This is a genomic window from Formosa haliotis, assembly GCF_001685485.1.
Taxonomy (GTDB): Bacteria; Bacteroidota; Bacteroidia; order Flavobacteriales; family Flavobacteriaceae; genus Formosa; species Formosa haliotis.
Map to the genome: position 1 here is coordinate 2,924,660 of NZ_BDEL01000001.1, position 20,848 is coordinate 2,945,507.

Annotated in this window: 13 protein-coding genes; 8 read left to right on the forward strand and 5 right to left on the reverse strand. The window is 34.4% G+C overall.

Annotated features, from left to right (window positions below; all coding sequences use genetic code 11):
• The gene (locus A9D35_RS12215) at nt 1-735 is read right to left on the reverse strand and encodes a LytR/AlgR family response regulator transcription factor (protein ID WP_066223412.1); all 735 of its coding nucleotides are present in this window, start codon (nt 733-735) and stop codon (nt 1-3) included.
• A 622-nt stretch (nt 736-1,357) separates the two neighbouring features.
• Between A9D35_RS12215 and A9D35_RS12220 the strand changes: the two genes are divergently transcribed.
• The 6 genes from A9D35_RS12220 to A9D35_RS12245 all read left to right on the forward strand — a co-directional run bounded on the left by A9D35_RS12220 (nt 1,358) and on the right by A9D35_RS12245 (nt 9,711).
• Nucleotides 1,358-2,338 (forward strand): ribonucleotide-diphosphate reductase subunit beta, encoded by a 981-nt coding sequence (locus A9D35_RS12220; protein ID WP_066223413.1) that lies wholly within the window; start codon nt 1,358-1,360, stop codon nt 2,336-2,338.
• Between the two features lie 159 nt (nt 2,339-2,497).
• Nucleotides 2,498-4,975 (forward strand): ribonucleoside-diphosphate reductase subunit alpha, encoded by a 2,478-nt coding sequence (locus A9D35_RS12225; protein WP_066223415.1) that lies wholly within the window; start codon nt 2,498-2,500, stop codon nt 4,973-4,975.
• Between the two features lie 144 nt (nt 4,976-5,119).
• Nucleotides 5,120-6,259 (forward strand): BamA/TamA family outer membrane protein, encoded by a 1,140-nt coding sequence (locus A9D35_RS12230; RefSeq protein WP_066223417.1) that lies wholly within the window; start codon nt 5,120-5,122, stop codon nt 6,257-6,259.
• 109 nt (nt 6,260-6,368) lie between these two features.
• The gene (locus A9D35_RS12235) at nt 6,369-7,013 is read left to right on the forward strand and encodes a DUF4136 domain-containing protein (protein ID WP_066223419.1); all 645 of its coding nucleotides are present in this window, start codon (nt 6,369-6,371) and stop codon (nt 7,011-7,013) included.
• Between the two features lie 12 nt (nt 7,014-7,025).
• Nucleotides 7,026-7,613, forward strand: a complete 588-nt coding sequence (locus tag A9D35_RS12240) for an outer membrane beta-barrel protein (protein ID WP_066223421.1) — start codon at nt 7,026-7,028, stop codon at nt 7,611-7,613.
• A 385-nt stretch (nt 7,614-7,998) separates the two neighbouring features.
• A complete protein-coding gene (locus A9D35_RS12245) occupies nt 7,999-9,711 on the forward strand; it encodes a gamma-glutamyltransferase (RefSeq protein ID WP_066223423.1) in 1,713 nt (570 codons plus the stop codon).
• A gap of 129 nt (nt 9,712-9,840) precedes the next feature.
• On the opposite strand, the gene A9D35_RS12250 is transcribed toward A9D35_RS12245, so the two are convergent.
• Together A9D35_RS12250 and A9D35_RS12255 are read right to left on the reverse strand one after the other, a co-directional pair.
• Nucleotides 9,841-12,147: an inorganic phosphate transporter gene (locus A9D35_RS12250; protein ID WP_066223424.1), complete on the reverse strand. Its 2,307-nt coding sequence runs from the start codon at nt 12,145-12,147 to the stop codon at nt 9,841-9,843.
• A gap of 74 nt (nt 12,148-12,221) precedes the next feature.
• A complete protein-coding gene (locus tag A9D35_RS12255; protein ID WP_066223426.1) occupies nt 12,222-13,427 on the reverse strand; it encodes a porin in 1,206 nt (401 codons plus the stop codon).
• Nucleotides 13,428-13,782: 355 nt separating this feature from the next.
• Here A9D35_RS12255 and A9D35_RS12260 point away from each other — a divergent pair, with 355 nt between their 5' ends.
• Complete coding sequence (locus A9D35_RS12260; RefSeq protein ID WP_066223428.1) at nt 13,783-14,142, forward strand: toxin-antitoxin system YwqK family antitoxin; 360 nt, start codon at nt 13,783-13,785, stop codon at nt 14,140-14,142.
• A 79-nt stretch (nt 14,143-14,221) separates the two neighbouring features.
• Here the strand turns inward: A9D35_RS12260 and A9D35_RS12265 are convergent, their stop codons facing one another.
• Both A9D35_RS12265 and A9D35_RS12270 read right to left on the reverse strand, forming a co-directional pair.
• Entirely contained in the window at nt 14,222-16,414 is a 2,193-nt protein-coding gene (locus tag A9D35_RS12265) for a beta-helix domain-containing protein (protein WP_066223431.1), read from the reverse strand.
• A gap of 37 nt (nt 16,415-16,451) precedes the next feature.
• Nucleotides 16,452-19,253: a TonB-dependent receptor gene (locus A9D35_RS12270; protein ID WP_159427058.1), complete on the reverse strand. Its 2,802-nt coding sequence runs from the start codon at nt 19,251-19,253 to the stop codon at nt 16,452-16,454.
• 229 nt (nt 19,254-19,482) lie between these two features.
• Here A9D35_RS12270 and dgt point away from each other — a divergent pair, with 229 nt between their 5' ends.
• On the forward strand, nt 19,483-20,826 hold the full coding sequence (gene dgt, locus A9D35_RS12275; protein WP_066223435.1) for a dGTP triphosphohydrolase: 1,344 nt from the start codon (nt 19,483-19,485) through the stop codon (nt 20,824-20,826).
• Nucleotides 20,827-20,848: the final 22 nt, after the last annotated feature.

Consider the following 20,848-nt stretch of genomic DNA (forward strand, 5'->3'; position numbering starts at 1 on the left):
TTATAGTTTCTCTAAGAAATCAGATTTACGTTGTCGTGCAACAGGAATCTTATGGTTGGATTGCATAACAACATAGCCATCATTTTTAATGTATTCTTTTATTTTATTCAGGTTAACAATATATGAGTTGTGTATTCTGAAGAAAAAATGTTCAGGTAAAATGGTGTTTACGTCTTTCAATTTTTTGGTGATGACAATTTTTTGATTTTCATTTAAATAGATTGTGCTGTAATTTCCATCCGACTCGACAAACAAAATATCATCGGCATCTACAAAAATTAATTTGCCATCGGTATTTATGGTAATACGTTGCGAATTAAATTTTTCGTTAAACTCTGTTATGACGTTTTCAATCTGAATCGACTTGGTAAATTTAGAGTTAAATTTTTTAACTTTATATAAGGTCTCTTTTAAATCGTCTGAATCTATTGGTTTTAATAAATAATCTATAGCCTCTTGTTTTAGCGCTTTAATACCGTACTCGTTATAAGCTGTGGTTATAACTACAGCGAAATCTCTGTTTTTTAGTTTGTCCAGAAACTGAAAACCATCCATAGTTGGCATTTGTATATCTAAAAATAAGCAGTCGGGTGGTGTGCTATTTAGGTAAAAAATAGCATCTTCTGGAGTGGTAAACGTTTTAATAACTTCAATTTGGTCGCTAAAGTTGCTTAACTCCCAAGTGAGGCTTTGTATGGCTTTTGGTTCATCATCAACTATAACGGCTTTTATCATAATGGTATAAATCTTAGCATAAATATAAAGGATTAATATAATTACTTAAACGTAATTTCTATTAATTTATTTTTTGAGCAATATCATCGCTAAATACACATAATTTTATACCAACCATACAAAAACGAGTCGATGGTTTCTAGTAATTGTTGATATTTGGTTTATGTTTTCATTTTAAATTAGGAAGTCAAGGTATCGTGATTTTTATGGGGTAATCTTAAAAGCTGATTTAATAATGTATAAAAATTTAAAATAAGAATAAAAATATAGAATTTTTTTTTAGTTAGTTTAGTTAATTATTGGGGGAGAAGAGAGCTTATAACAGCTCTCTTTTTGTTTGTGTTAAGTTTAGGTTTTTTGTGCTCTTTTATAGTGAGGTAAAGGGTTTTAGCGTAATTTTTTTTGAAACTTTTTAAGTAGGTGTATTTTGTAAACTTCTGAAATACAGTGTTATAAAATATTTTTATGAAAACTTATGAGTTTTGTTGTTGAAAAGTGTTGTTAAAAACTTGTTAACAACGTTTATCCAATTGCCTTTCTTTTTAGATGTTAATTTTGAATATTTGTTACTCACTGAAAGTAATACTTTTTATCAACCCATAAAACTTAAAAAACTAAAATAATGTCTCAAGCGATAGAACCTATTCTGCAAGAAAACAAAGATCGATTTGTAATTTTCCCCATTCAGCACCACGATATTTGGGAATGGTATAAAAAATCTGAAGCCAGTTTCTGGACGGCCGAAGAAATTGATTTGCATCAAGATCTTTCTGATTGGAAAGATAAATTAAACGACGACGAGCGTTATTTTATAAAACACATTTTGGCTTTTTTCGCGGCGAGCGATGGTATTGTAAACGAAAATTTAGCTGAAAACTTCGTGAGCGAAGTGCAATACAGCGAAGCCAAATTCTTCTATGGGTTTCAAATAATGATGGAGAATATTCATAGCGAAACCTATTCTTTACTTATAGATACTTATGTAAAAGATGAAAAAGAAAAAAATATGCTGTTTAATGCTATTGAAACTTTTCCGGCTATTAAGAAAAAAGCAGATTGGGCACTTAAATGGATAGAGTCTCCTAGTTTTGCAGAACGATTAATAGCCTTTGCTGCAGTAGAAGGTATTTTCTTTTCGGGGGCATTTTGTTCTTTGTTTTGGCTTAAAAAACGAGGCATTATGCCAGGATTAACATTCTCTAACGAGTTAATCTCGAGAGACGAAGGCGTGCATTGCGATTTTGCTGTGCATTTACATAATCATCATTTAATTAATAAAGTGCCAAAAGCTAGAATTACAGAAATTTTAGTTGATGCCTTAAATATTGAACGCGAATTTATTACGGAGTCGCTTCCTGCAAGTTTAATTGGGATGAATGCTACTTTAATGACACAGTATTTAGAATTCGTAACCGATAGATTACTAAGCGAGTTAGATTGCGAGAAAGTGTATAATACTTCAAACCCATTCGATTTTATGGATATGATTTCTTTGCAAGGAAAAACCAATTTCTTCGAAAAACGAGTGTCAGAATACCAAAAGGCAGGGGTTTTAAATAAGGAGGAAGAGGAAGATAAATTTAATTTCGATGCCGATTTTTAACCCTATTTATCACATTTCAATTTTAAAATTATCAATTCATTTTAAAGGTTTCTATTTTAGATAGGCCTTATTTGAGTTGCAAGAATAAAAAACCAAAATAACTAACCGGTTTCCAATATTTGGTGTGTTGGAATCAAAACTAAAAACGTGTAAAAAACTATGTATGTAATTAAAAGAGACGGAAAACGAGAACTTATCATGTTCGACAAGATTACCGCGAGAGTAAGAAAATTATGCTACGGTTTAAATGAACTAGTAGATCCTGTAAAGGTTGCCATGCGTGTAATTGAAGGCTTGTATGACGGTGTAACAACCAGTGAGTTGGATAATTTGGCGGCAGAAATTGCTGCAACTATGACTACTGCTCACCCTGATTATGCGCGTTTAGCAGCAAGAATTTCTGTGTCTAACTTACATAAAAACACAAAAAAGACGTTTAGCGATGTCATGCACGATTTGTATACCTATGTTAACCCAAGAACGGGTAAAGCAGCAGGGCTTTTGGCAGACGACGTTTACCAAGTGATTATGGATAATAAGGAACGTTTAGATTCTACAATTATTTATAACCGTGATTTTGGTTATGATTATTTCGGATTTAAAACCTTAGAGCGTTCTTACCTTTTAAAATTAGATGGTAAAATTGCCGAACGTCCGCAACACATGTTAATGCGTGTCTCAATAGGGATACATTTAAACGATTTAGATGCAGCTATAGAAACTTACGAGCTGATGTCTAAAAAATATTTTACACACGCTACACCAACCTTGTTTAACGCAGGGACACCAAAGCCACAAATGTCGTCTTGTTTTTTATTAACTATGAAGGACGATAGTATCGATGGTATTTACGATACGTTAAAGCAAACTGCAAAAATATCGCAATCTGCTGGAGGTATCGGTTTAGCTATTCATAATGTCAGAGCCACAGGGAGTTATATTTCTGGAACAAATGGAACGTCTAACGGAATTGTGCCTATGCTACGTGTTTTTAACGATACGGCACGTTATGTAGATCAAGGAGGAGGAAAACGTAAAGGAAGTTTTGCCATGTATATTGAAACTTGGCATGCCGATATTATGGATTTCTTAGACTTAAAGAAAAATCATGGTAAAGAAGAAATGCGTGCTCGCGATTTATTTTATGCGATGTGGATTTCAGATTTATTTATGAAACGTGTGCAGGAAGATGGACCATGGACCTTAATGTGCCCGAACGAATGTCCAGGTCTAGACGAGGTACACAGCGACGCCTTCGAAGCGTTATATTTAAAATATGAAACAGAAGGTAAAGGTCGTAAAACCATAAAAGCTCGCGAACTTTGGGAGAAAATATTAGAATCTCAAATAGAAACCGGAACGCCATACATGTTGTATAAAGATGCGGCAAACCGTAAATCTAATCAGCAAAATTTAGGAACCATACGGTCGTCTAATTTATGTACAGAGATTTTAGAATATACTTCGCCAGACGAGGTTGCTGTTTGTAACTTAGCATCTATCGCGTTACCGATGTTTGTTAAAAACGGTGAATTCGATCATAAGGAATTATTCAAAATTACAAAGCGCGTAACCAAGAATTTAAATCGTGTTATCGACAGGAATTATTATCCAGTAATAGAGGCCGAAAATTCAAATATGCGTCATAGACCTATTGGTTTAGGGGTGCAAGGTTTGGCAGATACTTTTATTAAGCTCCGTATGCCGTTTACCAGCGATGAAGCTAAAAAATTAAATCAAGATATTTTTGAAACTTTGTATTTTGCTGCTGTAACGGCAAGTATGGAAGAAGCTAAAGCCGATGGTCCATACCAGACTTACGAAGGGTCTCCAATAAGCAAAGGTGAATTCCAATATAATTTATGGGGATTAACAGAAACCGATTTAAGTGGACTTTGGGACTGGGATGCATTGCGTAAAAATGTGTTAAAACATGGCGTTCGTAATTCGCTTTTAGTGGCACCAATGCCAACAGCTTCTACGTCGCAAATTCTGGGTAACAACGAATGTTTCGAGCCTTATACCTCTAACATTTATACGCGTCGTGTATTGTCGGGTGAATTTATTGTAGTTAACAAGCATCTATTAGAAGATTTAGTAGAATTAGGACTTTGGAACGACGGCTTAAAACAAGATATTATGCGTGCTAATGGCTCAATTCAAAATATAGATAGTATTCCACAAGACATAAAAGAGCTGTATAAAACCGTTTGGGAATTAAGCATGAAAGATATTATAGATATGTCCCGCCAGCGTGGTTATTTTATAGATCAATCTCAGTCTTTAAATCTATTTTTAGAAGGTGCTACCATGGCCAAATTAACCTCTATGCACTTCTATGCATGGAAGAGTGGCTTAAAAACAGGAATGTATTATTTGCGAACTAAAAGTGCTGTAGATGCTATTAAATTCACTTTAGACAAAGCTAAAAAACTAGAGCCTAATGCAGAGGTAGATGTTGAAACGCCAGTAGTGAATCATCAAAAGGAACAGGCGGTAAAAACAGCGGTTAAGTTTGCTAAAGAAACCAATGAAAATGACATTAATGTAGAGCCTATGTCTCCAGAAGAGATGAAAGCGCTTATTGCACAAGCTAAAGCAGCAGAAGGCGACGACTGTTTAATGTGTGGATCTTAAAAAAAAACAGACCATTAAATAATTTCAATTTTAGAGCGAGGCTCATTATAGGCCTCGTTTTTTTATATATTATTGGGTCTAATTATATTTAAATAGTGCATATTATAGTTGAAGTTAGTACTTTTACTTTAAAGGCATTCACTAATGAAACACATTTCTTTCTTTATTTTTTTTCTATGTCTATTTTTGGTATTACCCGTTCAGGGCCAAAAAGAACGAAAATATGTTTTTAAAGATTCTCTAGATCATAAGCTAGATTTTAGTGATTTTTTATTGAATCCGAAGGGGTTTATTCCTTTTGCACAGCCAGTAACAGAACCTGCTTTAGGAAATATTGGTATTATGGGAGGGCCTGTATTTATTCACCCCAACAAACATCCAGTTAAAGAATATACGCCACCAAATATAACTACCATTTTAGGAGGATATTCTGCTAATAAATCGTGGGCCGTGGGCGTGTATCATTTAGGATATAATACTAAGCATAAATTTAAATATTCGTTTGCTACAGGGTATGGTTCGGTAAATATGGATTATTATAGAGAAGTTTTAAATCAAGGTGAAAAGGACTTCGAATTTAATTTTAAATCGATACCCGTAGATCTTACTTTTATGAAACAAATAGGAGATTCTAAATTGTATTTGGGAGTAGAATACGACTATATGCACAGTGAGATAACTCCGAATTTTGATTTTGAACACCTTCCAGATTTTGTAAATGAAAAGGATATTTCTAGTACCCTAAGTAGTCCCGGTTTAATTGTAGAATACGATAGTAGAGACTCTATGTTTACACCCGATAAAGGAACCTTTTTTAATGCTACATATCATATAAATGAACAGTGGACAGGTAGCGATTATAATTTTCAAGATCTTAGAATTGAAGCGCTTCAGTTTTTACAATTCACACATAATTGGGTAAGTGGTTTTCGTTTACAATTAGAATTTCAGAGCGATAATGCACCATTTTATTTAGAGCCTGCGGTAGAATTAAGAGGTGTGCCTAAATCTAGATACCAAGGGAAATCTACTTATCTAGTAGAAACAGAACAGCGTTACGATATAACAATGCGATGGAGTGCTGTAGCATTTGCGGGTATGGCTAAAGCTGTTAGAGAAAAGGAAAATTTTGATGCAGCACGCTTAGTCTATAATTACGGGTCTGGATTTCGCTACTTAATTGCACGTAAATTTAAGCTTAGAGTAGGTCTGGATTTCGCCTGGTCTAACAATGATTTCGGATATTATATCGTGTTTGGTTCGTCTTGGAACCAGAGAAACTAGACGCTCTTTTTTGTTTTTCTTCATTATTAATTTTAATATATTTACTTCACCTTTTTTTGGTTTCAATACTATAGAGAGGGTATGTTTTATGAATATAAAAACGTGTAAAATGAAAACAAACAGTGTTAAAAAACAATGGCACCTTAGGGTGTTTTTACAATTAGCTTGTTTAGCGATGCTACTTACAAGTTGCTATCCTGGTGGAGCAGAATACGTAGAGGACTACGATGCTGTTTACACAAATTATTCGTCAGATTTCAATTTTAATACAACCTATTCCTATTCCTTACCAGATCGGGTGATTAAAGTTGGCAATAATAATGACGATGATGATACCGAATACATAAATGAAGCCTATAGCGACGCTATATTAAGTAACTTAAGAAGTAATTTGAATGCTTTGGGGTGGACAGAGGTTTCTGTAGATGCTAACCCGGAAGTTGTTGTTTTGGCTTCAGGTTTCGATCAGAGTTTTTATTACTATTATAATCCGTGGTATTGGGACTGGTATTACCCATGGTATGGCCCAAATTGGGGCTGGTACTACCCATTTACTCCAGGTTATGTGAGTGGATATAAAACAGGTTCTGTGCTTGTACAAATGACTGTGCCAGACGATGCCGAAGATAACAAAATCCCAGTAGTTTGGATGGCAGCCTTAAATGGTTTGTTACAAGGTGGTCAAGCGAATATCGTTAATAGAATCGATACCAATTTAGATCAAGCGTTCTCTCAATCTCCATTTAATAATTAAATAAGAAACAAGATGAAAAGTAAATATATTTGGTTTTTCGCCATGATGGTTTTATCATTTTCGGCGATGTCTCAAGAAAAGTATAGTGTTAATTATAGTGTGGGTATTCCAACAGGAGATACAGCCGATTTTACAGAATCTGTAAGTTGGAGAGGTGTAGGGTTTGATTATACTCATATGTTAAATCAGGAATGGGGAGTAGGTATTAGTGCTTCTTTACAGACATTTTACGACGATTTAGGATATGTAACGACAACCGAAGGCAAAGAAACAGTATCTGCTAACCGATATAATTATATTAACAGTTTACCTATTTATGCAACAGGAAGTTACTTTATTAATGAATCTGCCGATTTTACTCCGTTTGTGTCTTTAGGTGTTGGTGTAATGTATAACCAAAAGGAGCAGGATTTAGGGCTTCATGTTTTTGAAGAAGAAGCTTGGCAGTTTAGTTTAAGACCAGAAGTAGGTTTTGAATACGATGTAAGCTATGGGTTAGGATTACGTGCCGCAGCAAGATATAATGCAGCTTTTAAATCGGGAGATTTAGAAGGCTTATCTCATTTCTCTATAGCTGTAGGGGTAATCTGGACAAACTAGCTTATTGAATTTTTTAGTTCTAATTTTATAAAAACAATATTTATAAGTTGATTTAAAAACAGCTTATTTCTTTTTATATTAAGTGTTATATTTTAAACCCACTAGGTATGTAAGCTTGGTGGGTTTTGTTTTACATAGAAGTGTCTTTCAAATTGGTTTAATGCTATTCGTGAAATTTACTTAGTTAGAATTAAATTAATACAATTCAGTATTGAAATTTGTACCCCTGTTGAATAATTAGGTTGTTCATTTAATTAATTTTTTATTAACTTTATAATTCTATCAATCAAATCATTATAATATGAATAGTATTAGAATTGCACGAATAGCTCTGCTCACATTTCTTTTTTTATTTTGTTTTAATTGTGAAAAAAAAGAGGAGATTATGTCTTATAAAAAAGGAACATTATCTCCTATAAATTGGTCTGAAAGTTTATTTGATACCGTGGGACCTTTTAAACTAATTAATAAGGAAGTTTCTAAGTCGTATAACGAAAGTATGGTGGCGAGTTTAACTGGTGCAGCTGGTGCTTTTGCTGGGAACAAAGCACTTGAGGCAGGAGGAAGTGCAGTTGATGCTGTGCTAACGGGTGCTATGACAAATATTACTAAAGGCTTGGGTAGTGTGTATAGTTTTGCGGGAATTTCCACTTTAGTGTATTACGATGTAGAAAGTGGTAAGGTTTATTCTTTGGATGCAAGTTATGGTAAACCTGCTATCATTAAAACTGTCGAGGAACACAGCTCAGATTCTACAGCTAGATATGTTGGAAAAGATGTTATGGTGCCAGGGTTTATGGCTGGCGTAGAGGCTGCTCATAAAAAATTCGGAAAATTACCATTTGATGCACTATTTGAGCCTGCAATTTATATCGCTGAACACGGACTACATGTGCCTCATGATATCATTCCTTTAATGCAACAGAACGATGTAGGGAAAGGTTTCCTTTCTAAATTTAGTGAATCGGACTCACTTTTAAAACAACCAGAGCTAGCAAATACACTAAAAAATGTGGCTGATAAAGGCGCTCAATATATGTACACAGGCGCTTGGGGACAGGAATTGGTAAAGCAAGTTCAAGAGAATGGTGGAGATATGACGATAGAAGATTTAAGTAACTATCAAGCCATTTGGGAAGACCCATTTTCAACCGATTTTTCAGGGTATAAAGTGTACTCGGCAGGAATAAATTCCATTGGAGGTGTAAGGGTAATAGAAACACTTAACCTGCTTAATGAAGCCCAATTGAGTAGTGAGAAACACTATGCCGAAACATCAAAAGGAACTGAAAAAATATTAAAAGTTCTTCAGTATAATAGTATCGTACGGGATGATAGTTTGGTAAGCAAATATTTATCAGAATTTAATATGAACCCTAGTTCTAGAGTTACTAAAGCACATGCTGAACAATTATGGCGTTTTATGGGGACCGAAGCATGGAATAAAGTTTTCAATGCAATCGCACAAAATGAAAATGAGGGACACGGAGGACATACCGACGGTATGATTGCTGTAGATAAGCAAGGAAATGTGGCAGTATTAGTTTATAGTCATGCTATGCCAATACCTTGGGGCACTAGTGGTATTAAAGTTGGAGGAGTAGTTATACCTAACGCTGCAGATTCACCTATTCGTAGTTTTTATGAAACTGCCAAACCAGGAAATCATGTCGCTCTTGAAATGAATCCTACCATTGTATTAAAAGATGGTAAGTTTAGTATGGCTTCCGCTACCATTGGAAATGATTTAAATACTATTTTAATTCAACATATAATAAACGCTACTGTATATGATATGACCCCAGAAGCCTCTCAAAAAGCTCCAAAAATATTAATTGATGCATGGCCAGGACTCAGAAATTTCGGAATAGACCTGCCGGAAGTATCTGAGTATACACGCTTGGTTGGAAGTAGTTTTAATGATTCCGTTATACACTCAGTTAATCAAAATAATATTCAATTAGTGAAAACTGAAAACCCAATGATAGAATCAATAACTGCAGGAACTACGATAATTAAACGGGATTCTAATAGTAATCAATTAAATGGTGCAAATTATCCCATGTTTCCTGGTGATATTTTTGGGTCTAATAAATAATATTTTAAATCTAGTTTAAAAGGAGGCTTCCCGTTTTAATGGAGTATTGGCTCATATCTTAAAGAAAAACAAGGCCGTTTAAAATAAATTAAACGGCCTTGTTTTTGGATTTAAAAGTAGAGAATTGATTTATTCTTCCTCTTCAGGTTTAAAGATTTTCGGCACATGGACAGAACCATCGTGAGCATTGTGGTACTCTTCTAGTAAATTCATAGTGGCTGTCAATAAATCTTTTGTTTCTAACAATAAACTAAAGTAAAGTGTCGTGTTTTTAGGGCTTACCTCTTCGGTTCTTGTACGTTCTACTTGTCTTTGTATTCTTTCAGTAATTTGATTAAACACTGCTTTTTTAGTGCTTAATATACTTCCAATTTCTTCAAAGGAACGATTTAAAAACGCTGTTTGTGTATCTGTAAATAACTCATCCAGAGTTTTATCTATTTGTTTTAATTCTTTTATCTGGTTGAATTTTAATTTTTTATGGTTGTTATTTACGTGTTTATGGCTCACTTTAGAAATGTATTCTAAAGATTGTGACATGTCTTGTAAATAGCCTAAAATGTTAATGTAGAAGTTACTTGCCGCTACACTAGACTCGTCTAAGTTTTTAATGAAATAGAAAATATTATCTCTTAATTCATCAATTTCGTTTGTAAGTTTATCGACTTGCTTTTTATTCTTCTTTAAAGCTACTAAGTCTTGCTTGGATAAACCATCTATGGCTCCGGTGTAAATTTTATTAACACGTTTAATAGCATTCGCTATGTTTTGTGCACTTTCATGAATAACACCTTGAATAGAACTACTTTCGGCGCGAATAAGTTGACCTTCAGCTTTTAGTTCTTTGTTCTTCTTATTCATGGAAAGATAGTTTCTAACCAACAATAGTAATGCTATTAATAGTAATATAGCCACCATTGAAGGTACGTGTAAGTTTATTAAATATGCAATTGCTGCGGCAGATAAAAAAGCTATAAGCGCTGTAAAAAACCAACCTCCAATTACATTTAATACTCCAGCTACACGATATACAGCACTTTCTGCTCCCCAAGCTCTATCGGCTAAAGAGGTACCCATCGCTACCATAAAGGTTACATATGTAGTAGATAATGGTAATTTCATAGAAGTTGCTATAGATATAAGTACACTGGCAACCATAAGGTTTACAGCTGCACGAACCATATCGAACGCAGGTAATTCGTAAGTCTTATCACGATTTAGCGCAATGGTAGGCTTTTCGAATCGTCTATCTATTTTTGCTTGTGTAGCATTAGGCATTAAATAGTTTATAAGGTCTGAAATACCAACAGCTGTTCTTACAAATCCACGAGATAAAAAGTTAGGCTGAAAACGCTCTTTTGTGTCACTTTGGCTAGATAAATCGATAGATGTTTTTACTACCGCTTTTGCTTTACTAGAAAACCATAAGGTTGCAACCATAACCATACCTGCTATAAATAACATTAACGTAGGTGTTTTTACCGATTGTGCTAATACCTCCATGCTAAATTGATCGGCAGGAATTCCAGATGTAGACCATTCTTGGTACGATTGCCATGCTGCAATAGGCACCCCGATAAAGTTTACCAAATCGTTTCCTGCAAAAGCTAGGGCCAATGCGAAGGTTCCGATTAAAATGATTAGTTTATAGATGTTTAGTTTAAAAACGGCCGTGTATATATAAGAGACTAAACTCCAGAATACTAAGCTGATTGCTAAAATTAATAGTACTTGAGTTTCTAAGTAATGTCCGATAGTTAATCCGCCTAAAATGTCATAACTTTCTTTTGCAAAGGCCGTACCACCAATACCTTTTATAAAAATGAAATACGAAATAGCTGTAATGGCCATACCTCCAAAAAGGGCGCCAACCCATTTTGCTTTCTTTTCAAAATTATAAGATAACAGTAATCTTGCAACCCATTGAACCATAGCACCAACAGAGAAGGCTATAACTACCGAGAGGAGGATACCAAATATAATTTGAGTGGCTTTAGAGGTGTTTATATAGTTTACCAAATCTGAAAAAGAACCGCCATCATGACCAATTTTAATTAATGCAATGGCTACCGATGCTCCTAATAATTCGAATACAATAGAAACCGTTGTCGATGTAGGCATTCCTATAGTATTAAAGAAATCTAGTAGTAATATGTCGGTAATCATTACAGCCATGAAAATAATCATGATCTCACTAAACATGAATTCTCCGGGGTTAAAAATACCTTTTCTGGCAACTTCCATCATCCCACTCGAAAATATGGCCCCAACGGCAACTCCAACACTGGCAACGATCATAATTGTTCTAAATGATACAGCCTTCGATCCTATAGCAGAGTTTAAAAAGTTAACCGCATCGTTACTAACTCCTACTACTAAATCGGCAATCGCTAAAACCGCCAAGGCAACAATCATTAATAAGTAAATATTCTCCATAATTTAATCTAAAATTGTTTGCAAATATCTATAGTGTTTTTCACTGATATGTTACGTTAATGTTATGATTTTAATTAAAAATGCATCTCAAATTGCAGTCTATATAATAGCATATCTTTGTTGCTAGCATTGGTTAAATAGCCTAAATCTGTTTGCACTTTTAATTTATGTTTTACTATATATTTAGATACACCTGCCGTGTACTCATTTTCGGTTCCACGACCGGTAATTTCTTTATCAAAATTTGTTGTGGCATACCGGCCAGCAATTTCCCAGTTAGATTTAAATAGATAGCCCATTTGTAAATTTAAGGCATTTCCTATTAATACAGTTTCTCCGGTTTCTGTGCCATCAGAATTTCTTGCAATTGGGTCGCTTGCTGTTCTGTCTGCATATTCAGTCATAAAAGATACGCCTTTATATTTAAACATCCCATCTATAAACACGGTACCAATGTTGGTTTTATGAAATCCTGAATCTGTAACCATATAGGTTCCCATATTACTACGTGTTCTTACGGCATTATTATTAAAATCGTAACCAGCAGCGAGCGATAATTTAGGATGATCTTCCCTGCTTAAGTCACTTCCAAAATAATCCCCTTTATCTTTAAATTCACCAAAAGGTAAAAATTCTAGGCGTGTAGTATATTGTAAGCCACCTAAATTACCGGTAGTTACATTTCGGCCTTCCCCTTGGGAGACTGCTACTATTTGTCGCATAACAAAATGGTTTCCTATGGTGTTTTGATGATGTAATTGTAATCCAATATCTCTGTCTATATTAAATGCGGCATTTAATATGGAACGATCTACAAGTTGAAGATTTGCCGATGAAATAACACGACCACGATTACCAGGAAGTTTTGTTTGTCCGAACCAGAATTGAAATCCTTTATGGAATTTCCATTTCATAACAGCATCCATAATAATTCGCGGTGTATTATGGGTGTAGATGGAGCTTCCCGACATGTCTCGGTTAGACACTCCTAATTCTATTTTATAAACTAAGTTTGGACTAAAAGCAAATCCATCGAACTTTAGCCTCGCTCTACGGATTAAAAAAGATGAGTTGGTTTCTTTTAAGACGTTATTATCGTTATAAGTAAAAACGGATCCTAAAAATTGCATACGTGCCCCAAATTTCATAGACCAAGTACTGTCCTTATCAACAATATTAATTATGCCTTTACCAAATTTGGAAGGCTTAACTTCTTGAGCATGAATAAAATTTGAAAACGAAAAAGTCAATGCTAGAACTAGCAGTACTTTAAGTTTCATATATGTTATAGTTTTTGTCGAGGCAAAGAACTAAAACCAATGTTAACTGAATGTTTCTTAAAAGTTAACAATGAAAAAAGAACTGCCTCCTGAGAGGCAGTTACTAAATTCATGATAAAATAGTCGACAAAAACTAATAGTTTATATGAAGTTATAGCAAATATCAACTATAGACATTATATAAACGTGAAGCCATTATTATGTTAATATTAATACTTTAAGCTTTTTAAGCCTGTTGTATTGTGTTGAAAATTAATAAAATACACTCCAATGTTAAATTAATGTTACGTAAACATTGCTTTAAAGTTAACTATTTGCTATCTTTGTTATGTAGAATTAGATAAACACTTAGAATATGAAAACGAAAATATTATTTGTAATTGCATTATTAATGACTGCTGTGTCATTTGCACAAGATAAAAGAGACTTAAAAATTAATGAAGGAGCTGAGCTAATTGAAGTTACTTATTATCATGATAATGGTGTAGTAAGTCAGACTGGGTTTTATACTTTAGACGGAAAGTTGCAAGGAGAGTGGAAGCAATATGATGTTAATGGAAAAAAATTAGCCTCTGCAAATTATGATAAAGGTAACAAAGTTGGAAAGTGGTTCTTTTGGAATGATAAGACATTAAAAGAAGTAGACTATTCTAACAACGCTATTGCTAGTGTTAGCGAATGGAACAATAAAACCAAATTAGCTGGTAACAACTAGTTTAATTTCAATTTTTATAAAACAAAAAAGCATCCTTCTCAGGATGCTTTTTTTATTAGGTATGAATTTAAAAATTCAATTACATTTTAGAGTAATTAGACCAACCATCAAAAGCAGTAGCATCTGCTCCTGTAGCTTCGCTGTTTTCTGTAATGAAACTATCTGGTAAATCAGTTCCGTCTACATTATTAACATATAAGTTAGTGTAACCAGAGAAATTAGCATTTGTAAATACTAAAGTACCATCGTTAACTTCATTTAATTGGTTGTTTACAAACATGATAGTTTGAGCATTTGTTACAACAATGTTATCGAAAGATCCAGCAGTACCTTGTTTAAGGTCGAAAGCAGCTTTTCCATCTCTGTTGCTAGCTCTAACAGTTACATCTTTTACAGCTGCGTTAGATCTTGGAGATGCATTGTTTTCTCCACTTCTGTTTGCTAATTCGAAAGCATAATCTCCAACATTGTCATATTGGTAAATTACAGCATTTGTAATAGATCCTTGGAAACCTTCATCCCAGTCGATAGAATCATCTTCCATACCAACCATAGATAAGTTTTTAGCATTTACAGTACCACCGTAAAATTCGAATCCGTCATCTGCACCTTCGAAAGCCTCACAGTTTTCAACGATAGTTTCGCTACCACAAGCAAAGAATGAGAAAGCATTAAATTCGAATTCACCATCAGAAGATGCTTGACCAGCATATTCAACGATAACATATTTTAAAGATCCTGAGCTGTCTTCAGCATCAGTTCCACCGTAAGGTTGTTGTCCAGCTTCAGATAAAGATGTTCCACCAGATGCATTCATTGGCGCGTAACCGTGTAAAGTGATTCCTCCCCAGTCACCGTCTCCGCCTTCTGCGTTTTTGTTTTCAGAAGTAAATACGATTGGCTCGTCTGCAGTACCGTTAGCAACTAACTTACCACCTTGTAATACCATTAAAAGGTTGATTCCTGCTGCTTGATCTGCTGAAGTAACTGTAATTGTACTTCCTTTTTCGATAGTTAAAGTGGCTCCAGATTGTACAGTTACAGCACCTTTAAGTGTATGGTTTCCTTTAGGGATAAATAAATCTTCTGTGATATTTCCGCTAATAACAATAGGATCTGCATTTTCATTTCCGATGTTAGCATAGTTAGACCAACCATCAAATACACTTTCGTCTGCACCTGTAGCTTCGCCGTTAGAAGTAATAAAACTATCTGGAAGTGTAGTTCCGTCTACGTTATTTACATATTCGTTTTCGCTATAAGTAAATTTAGCATTTGTAAATTTTAATGTCCCGTCGTTAATTTCGTTTAATTGGTTGTTTACAAACATTACAGTTTGTGTGTTAGACACAATGATGTTGTCGAAAGTACCAGCAGTACCTTGTTTAAGGTCGAAAGCAGCTTTTCCATCTCTGTTGCTAGCTCTAACAGTTACGTCTTTTACAGCAGCGTTAGATCTTGGAGATGCATTGTTTTCTCCACTTCTGTTTGCTAATTCGAAAGCATAGTCACCAATGTTATCGTATTGGTAAATTACAGCGTTAGTAATAGATCCTTGGAAACCTTCATCCCAGTCGATAGAATCATCTTCCATACCAACCATAGATAAGTTTTTAGCATTTACAGTACCACCGTAAAATTCGAATCCGTCATCTGCTCCTTCAAAAGCCTCACAGTTTTCAACGATAGTTCCGCTACCACAAGCAAAGAAAGAGAAAGCATTAAATTCGAATTCACCATCAGAAGATGCTTGACCAGCATATTCTACGATAACGTATTTTAAAGAACCAGAGCTGTCTGCAGCATCAGTTCCACCGTAAGGTTGTTGTCCAGCTTCAGATAAAGAAGTTCCACCTGTAGCATTCATTGGCGCGTAACCGTGTAAAGTGATTCCTCCCCAGTCACCGTCTCCGCCTTCTGCATTTTTGTTTTCAGAAGTAAATACGATTGGCTCGTCTGCAGTACCGTTAGCGATTAATTTACCACCTTGTAATACCATTAAAAGGTTGATTCCTGCTGCTTGATCTGCCGAAGTAACTGTAATTGTACTTCCTTTTTCGATAGTTAATGTAGCTCCTGAGTGAACCTGAACATTTCCTTTAAGTGTGTAGTTTCCTTTTTCAAGGACCATGTCTTCAGTAATATCTCCAGTAATAACGTTTTCTGTTGGATCTACTGGATCTGTTCCTCCCATATCATCATCATTGTTACAAGACATTACACCTAGTAGTAATGTTGCGATTAAAGAGATGTTTAAAAAATTTGTTTTCATTGTTTTAGTATTTTAATTGTGTTAAATTAAATTAGGTTTATAATTGATAAGTTAAGTTCAAACTAAAGTTAACGCCCAGGTTAAAGTTTTCTATAACGTTACTATAATCGTCTGGAAATTGAATTTCTCTAGTTGCATCTTGAGTAAAAAGAGTTTCTTCGTTAAGAATGTTTCTTACGGTAAAACGCAAGCCAAATTTTTCATTAAATTGAGTGTTCCAAGATAAATCTAATTGGTTAACAGGTTTTTCGTAAATTTCATCTGCACCTTCCACACCTACTGCGTAGATACGTTTTCCATAGGTGTTAAAGATTAAGTTTATAGACGATGTTGTTTCTTCTCTGTCGATAAGATTGTAACCTAAATCGGCATTCACTCCCCAGTCTGATGCTCCTTGAAGTTTTCTTGTTTTATTTGTTACAGTTGCAAAATCTGGATTGTTAGGGTCTGCAGAAGCTTCAGAATCCATTAAGATTCCATTAAATCCGAAGGTAAATGGGTTTAAAGATTCAAGTTTTGTAATACTACCAATATTTACCTTAGCTTCTAATTCTAGACCATAAATGTAAGCTTCATCGAAATTGTCGAAGAATGTTCTATACCCAATAGATGTAGATCGTGATAAACGCTCGATAGGATTTTGAATGTACTTACCAAATACGGTTAAGGCTAAAACCTCAGATCTAGAAGGGAAGATTTCATATTTTAAATCGGCATTATAGTTTGTAGAGTTTTCTACCTCAGGATTACCAAGAACTTGGTTACCATCTCCATCTTGGAATGTGGTTGGTAAAATTTCTCTTAAACGTGGTCTTGTAACGGTTTTAGATCCTGCAAATCGGATATTCGATAAATCGTTTAAAGTATATTTAATGTTTAAAGATGGTGCAATATCAAACGGATTGTATTCTATGCTTTTGTAAGGATCGTTAATAGAACTTAATTGCTCGCGATAAATAATTTCTCTAAAAGCAGCTTCTCCTCTAATTCCAACTTCTACTAATAATTTGTCCCACTCTTTTGTGAAATCTATGTATGCAGCATTAATAGTTTGGTTGATTTTACTTTTTGCGGCAGGATCGGCAGTGTTGCTATAAAATAAGTAGCCCCCTGCAAATCCTTGTTCGAAAAAGTCTTGAGGATCGTTAGTGTTAATATAAGGTAATGGATCCTTACTGTTTTGTTCTGTAGAGATGGTTCTGTTAAAGAAATCGTATCTAATATCATCAAAGTTGTATCCAACTTTTAAGATGCTTTTAAACTTATCTGAATCTTCGTCTCTTTGAAACCCAACTTGATATTCTACTTTAGCATTAATATTGTTATTATTTAATTCTTGGTAGAATTTAAACGGGTCGATACCATTTGTTGTAATATACTCGGCTTCTTCTCCAGATCCAGCAGTTCTTAATACACGACGATCTGGAAGGTTGTTGTTTCCTATACCATAAGACCCAGCAAAAGTTAAGATGTGCTTGTCGTTATTCCAAGATTTATCTCCAAACAACTGGAAAGATAATAAGTCGTTTTCGGTGTATTTAATATCTCTAATGTAGAAATCTTTGTTGTTCAACTGAGTAAATCCGTCATTTAAACCTTGTGCTTCTCTAATAAAGTTAGATGAATTTTGTAGGTAAATGGTGTTGAAGTTTAAACTGAAATTATTTCCTCTAGAAAAATTTAAACCAAGTAATCCCGATTTTTGAGTAGAGAAATTAAAATTTGTTGTTGTAAAATCTTGTTGCGCTGTTCCTTCAGAGTTCAGTGCTCGTTCTACACCTTGTTGTGTTAGGTAAGAGTTTCTGTAGTCTAAACTAAAATAGAAACCTACTTTACTTACGCCATTATCAAAAATTTCTTGTCCGTGAGACAAACCGAAACGAGTCGATAAAGGTGCCTTTGTGGTTGTTGGTGTCCAAGAGGTATCGAAAATAGTTGCCGATTCCGATGGCGATGCCGTATATCCTAACTGCGCATCTTGACCCCATTGCGATGGTAAGTGACGTCCGCCTCCTGTGTATCCAAAAAACTCAGAATCTCCACTGTCATCGGTCTTAAAACTTTTAAGAGATGTGTTAGTGTTTAATCCAAACCCAACACTAAATTTAGTTTGAGGTTTTGACGGGATTTGTTTGGTGTTAATTTCAAATGTTGCCCCAGCAAAATCTTGATATATAGAACTATTAAATGTTTTTAAAACATCTACAGATCCTACAATACTGGTTGCAATATAGCCTAAAGGTATAATTTTATTATCTGGGTCTGATGAAGCTAAAGGAAGCCCGTTAACTAACAAGAAGTTATATCTATCATCTAAACCACGAACAAAGATTCCTCTATCTTGTACTGTAGTAATCCCAGAAATTTTTGTAAGTCCTTGTTCAACGTTAGTTACGGCTTTTCTAACTAATTCGTCTGTACCAATACTTTGCTTTATTTCAACAGCCTTTTTTTGTTCTAATAATAAAGCTGTTTCACTTTCCTTGTTTGTAGTGGTAGTAATTACTACTTCGTCTAGGGCAGCTGCACTAGCACCCATAATAATATCTACTTTGGTTTCTTTTCCTGCTGTAACTGTAACCGGTACTTCTTGGGTTTCATACCCAACAAAACTATATAAAAGCGAATAAGATCCTGCCTCTAAATTTTCGAAACTATAATTACCATCCATATCAGATGTCGTTCCCTTTGTTGTGCCTTTAATTAAAATATTAGCAAATGCTAAAGGTTCATTGTTATACTCTTTGTCTGTTAATGTCCCTACTATAGAACCCGTTGTTTGTTGGGCGTAAGAAAACATAGTTGTTAAAAAAACTAATGCGATTAAAATTTGTTTCATTTTGTCGTTTATTATCATGCGGCAAAGAAACTTGCACAATGTAAAGTCAAGGTTAATCACGGATTAAAGATTAATGATGAAAAGGTTAACTAAAGGTTAGCCGATTTAATTTTTTCTCGATTTTCTAAACATTATGTTAACATTAAAGATTTTAATTTTGGTGTTCAATCACGCTTAAAGCATTGTGTTTATTAGAAAATGCTATATTGCGTTCACTTAAAATAGTATTATGAATTGGGAACAATTATTATCTCTAAAACGTTTTGGAGATGTTAAAAAGCGTTTAAGAAAGGATCAAGATGAAACCCGTTTAGGGTTTGAAGTTGATTATGATCGTATTATATTCTCTTCAGAATTTAGAAGTTTACAAGATAAAACTCAAGTCATCCCTATGTCGCAAACCGATTTTGTGCATACACGGTTAACCCATAGTTTAGAGGTAAGTGTTGTAGCTAGGTCTTTAGGGCGTAAGGTTGGAGAGAAACTACTTATAAAACATCCAGAACTTAAATTAGAACACGGCTATTTGCCAAACGATTTTGGAGCTATAGTAGCTTCGGCGGCTTTGGCCCACGATATCGGGAATCCGCCTTTTGGACATTCCGGCGAAAAAGCTATCGGAGAATATTTTAAAACCGGTTTTGGGCAAAAGTATAAAGCTGGATTAACGCCAAAGCAATATCAAGATTTATGCGATTTTGAAGGAAATGCGAACGGATTCAAAATTTTAACGCAGAGCCGTGCCGGCCGTATTGGTGGGCTGCGTTTAAGTTACGCTACTTTAGGAGCTTTTATTAAATACCCAAAAGAATCGTTACCTAAAAAACCTACCCAACATGTATCTGATAAAAAATATGGTTTTTTTCAAAGTGAAAAGGAAGCCTTTCTAGATGTGGCCCAAGAACTTGGTTTAATTGAAACAGGAGCGTCTGGCGATATACGTTTTAAACGCTATCCATTAGCGTACTTGGTAGAGGCTGCAGACGATATTTGTTATACGATTATCGATTTTGAAGATGGGATTAACCTAGGGTTAATTGAAGAAGAATTTGCTTTAGAGTACCTTATTAAATTGGTGAAAGATGTTATTGATATTAATAAATACAATCAATTAAATAATACCCAAGATCGTATTAGTTATTTAAGAGCTCTGGCCATAAATACCTTAATAAATGAAGCAATTTCTGTGTTTGAAGCTAATGAAGATGCTATTTTAAACGGAACCTTTGGCGTGTCTTTATTAGACAAAAGTAAATACGAAGCACAAATAAATGACATTATTAAACTTAGTGTAGAAAAAATCTATCAGTCGCGAGAAGTTTTAGATAAGGAGATTTCAGGCTACGAGGTCATTTCAAAATTATTAGACACCTATATTACTGCTGTTAATAATAGTTTCGAGGGGAATGCTTCAAATTACGATAAGCTAATTTTAAAAATTCTACCAAAAACCATCAATTTTAACGAAGACGACTTATATATAAGGCTTTTAAATGTATGTCATTATGTGTCTTTGTTTTCTGACAGTCAAGCTATTTTAACGTATAGAAAATTTTTAGGTAAGCATTATTAGTTCTATTTTTACGTAAAATCAA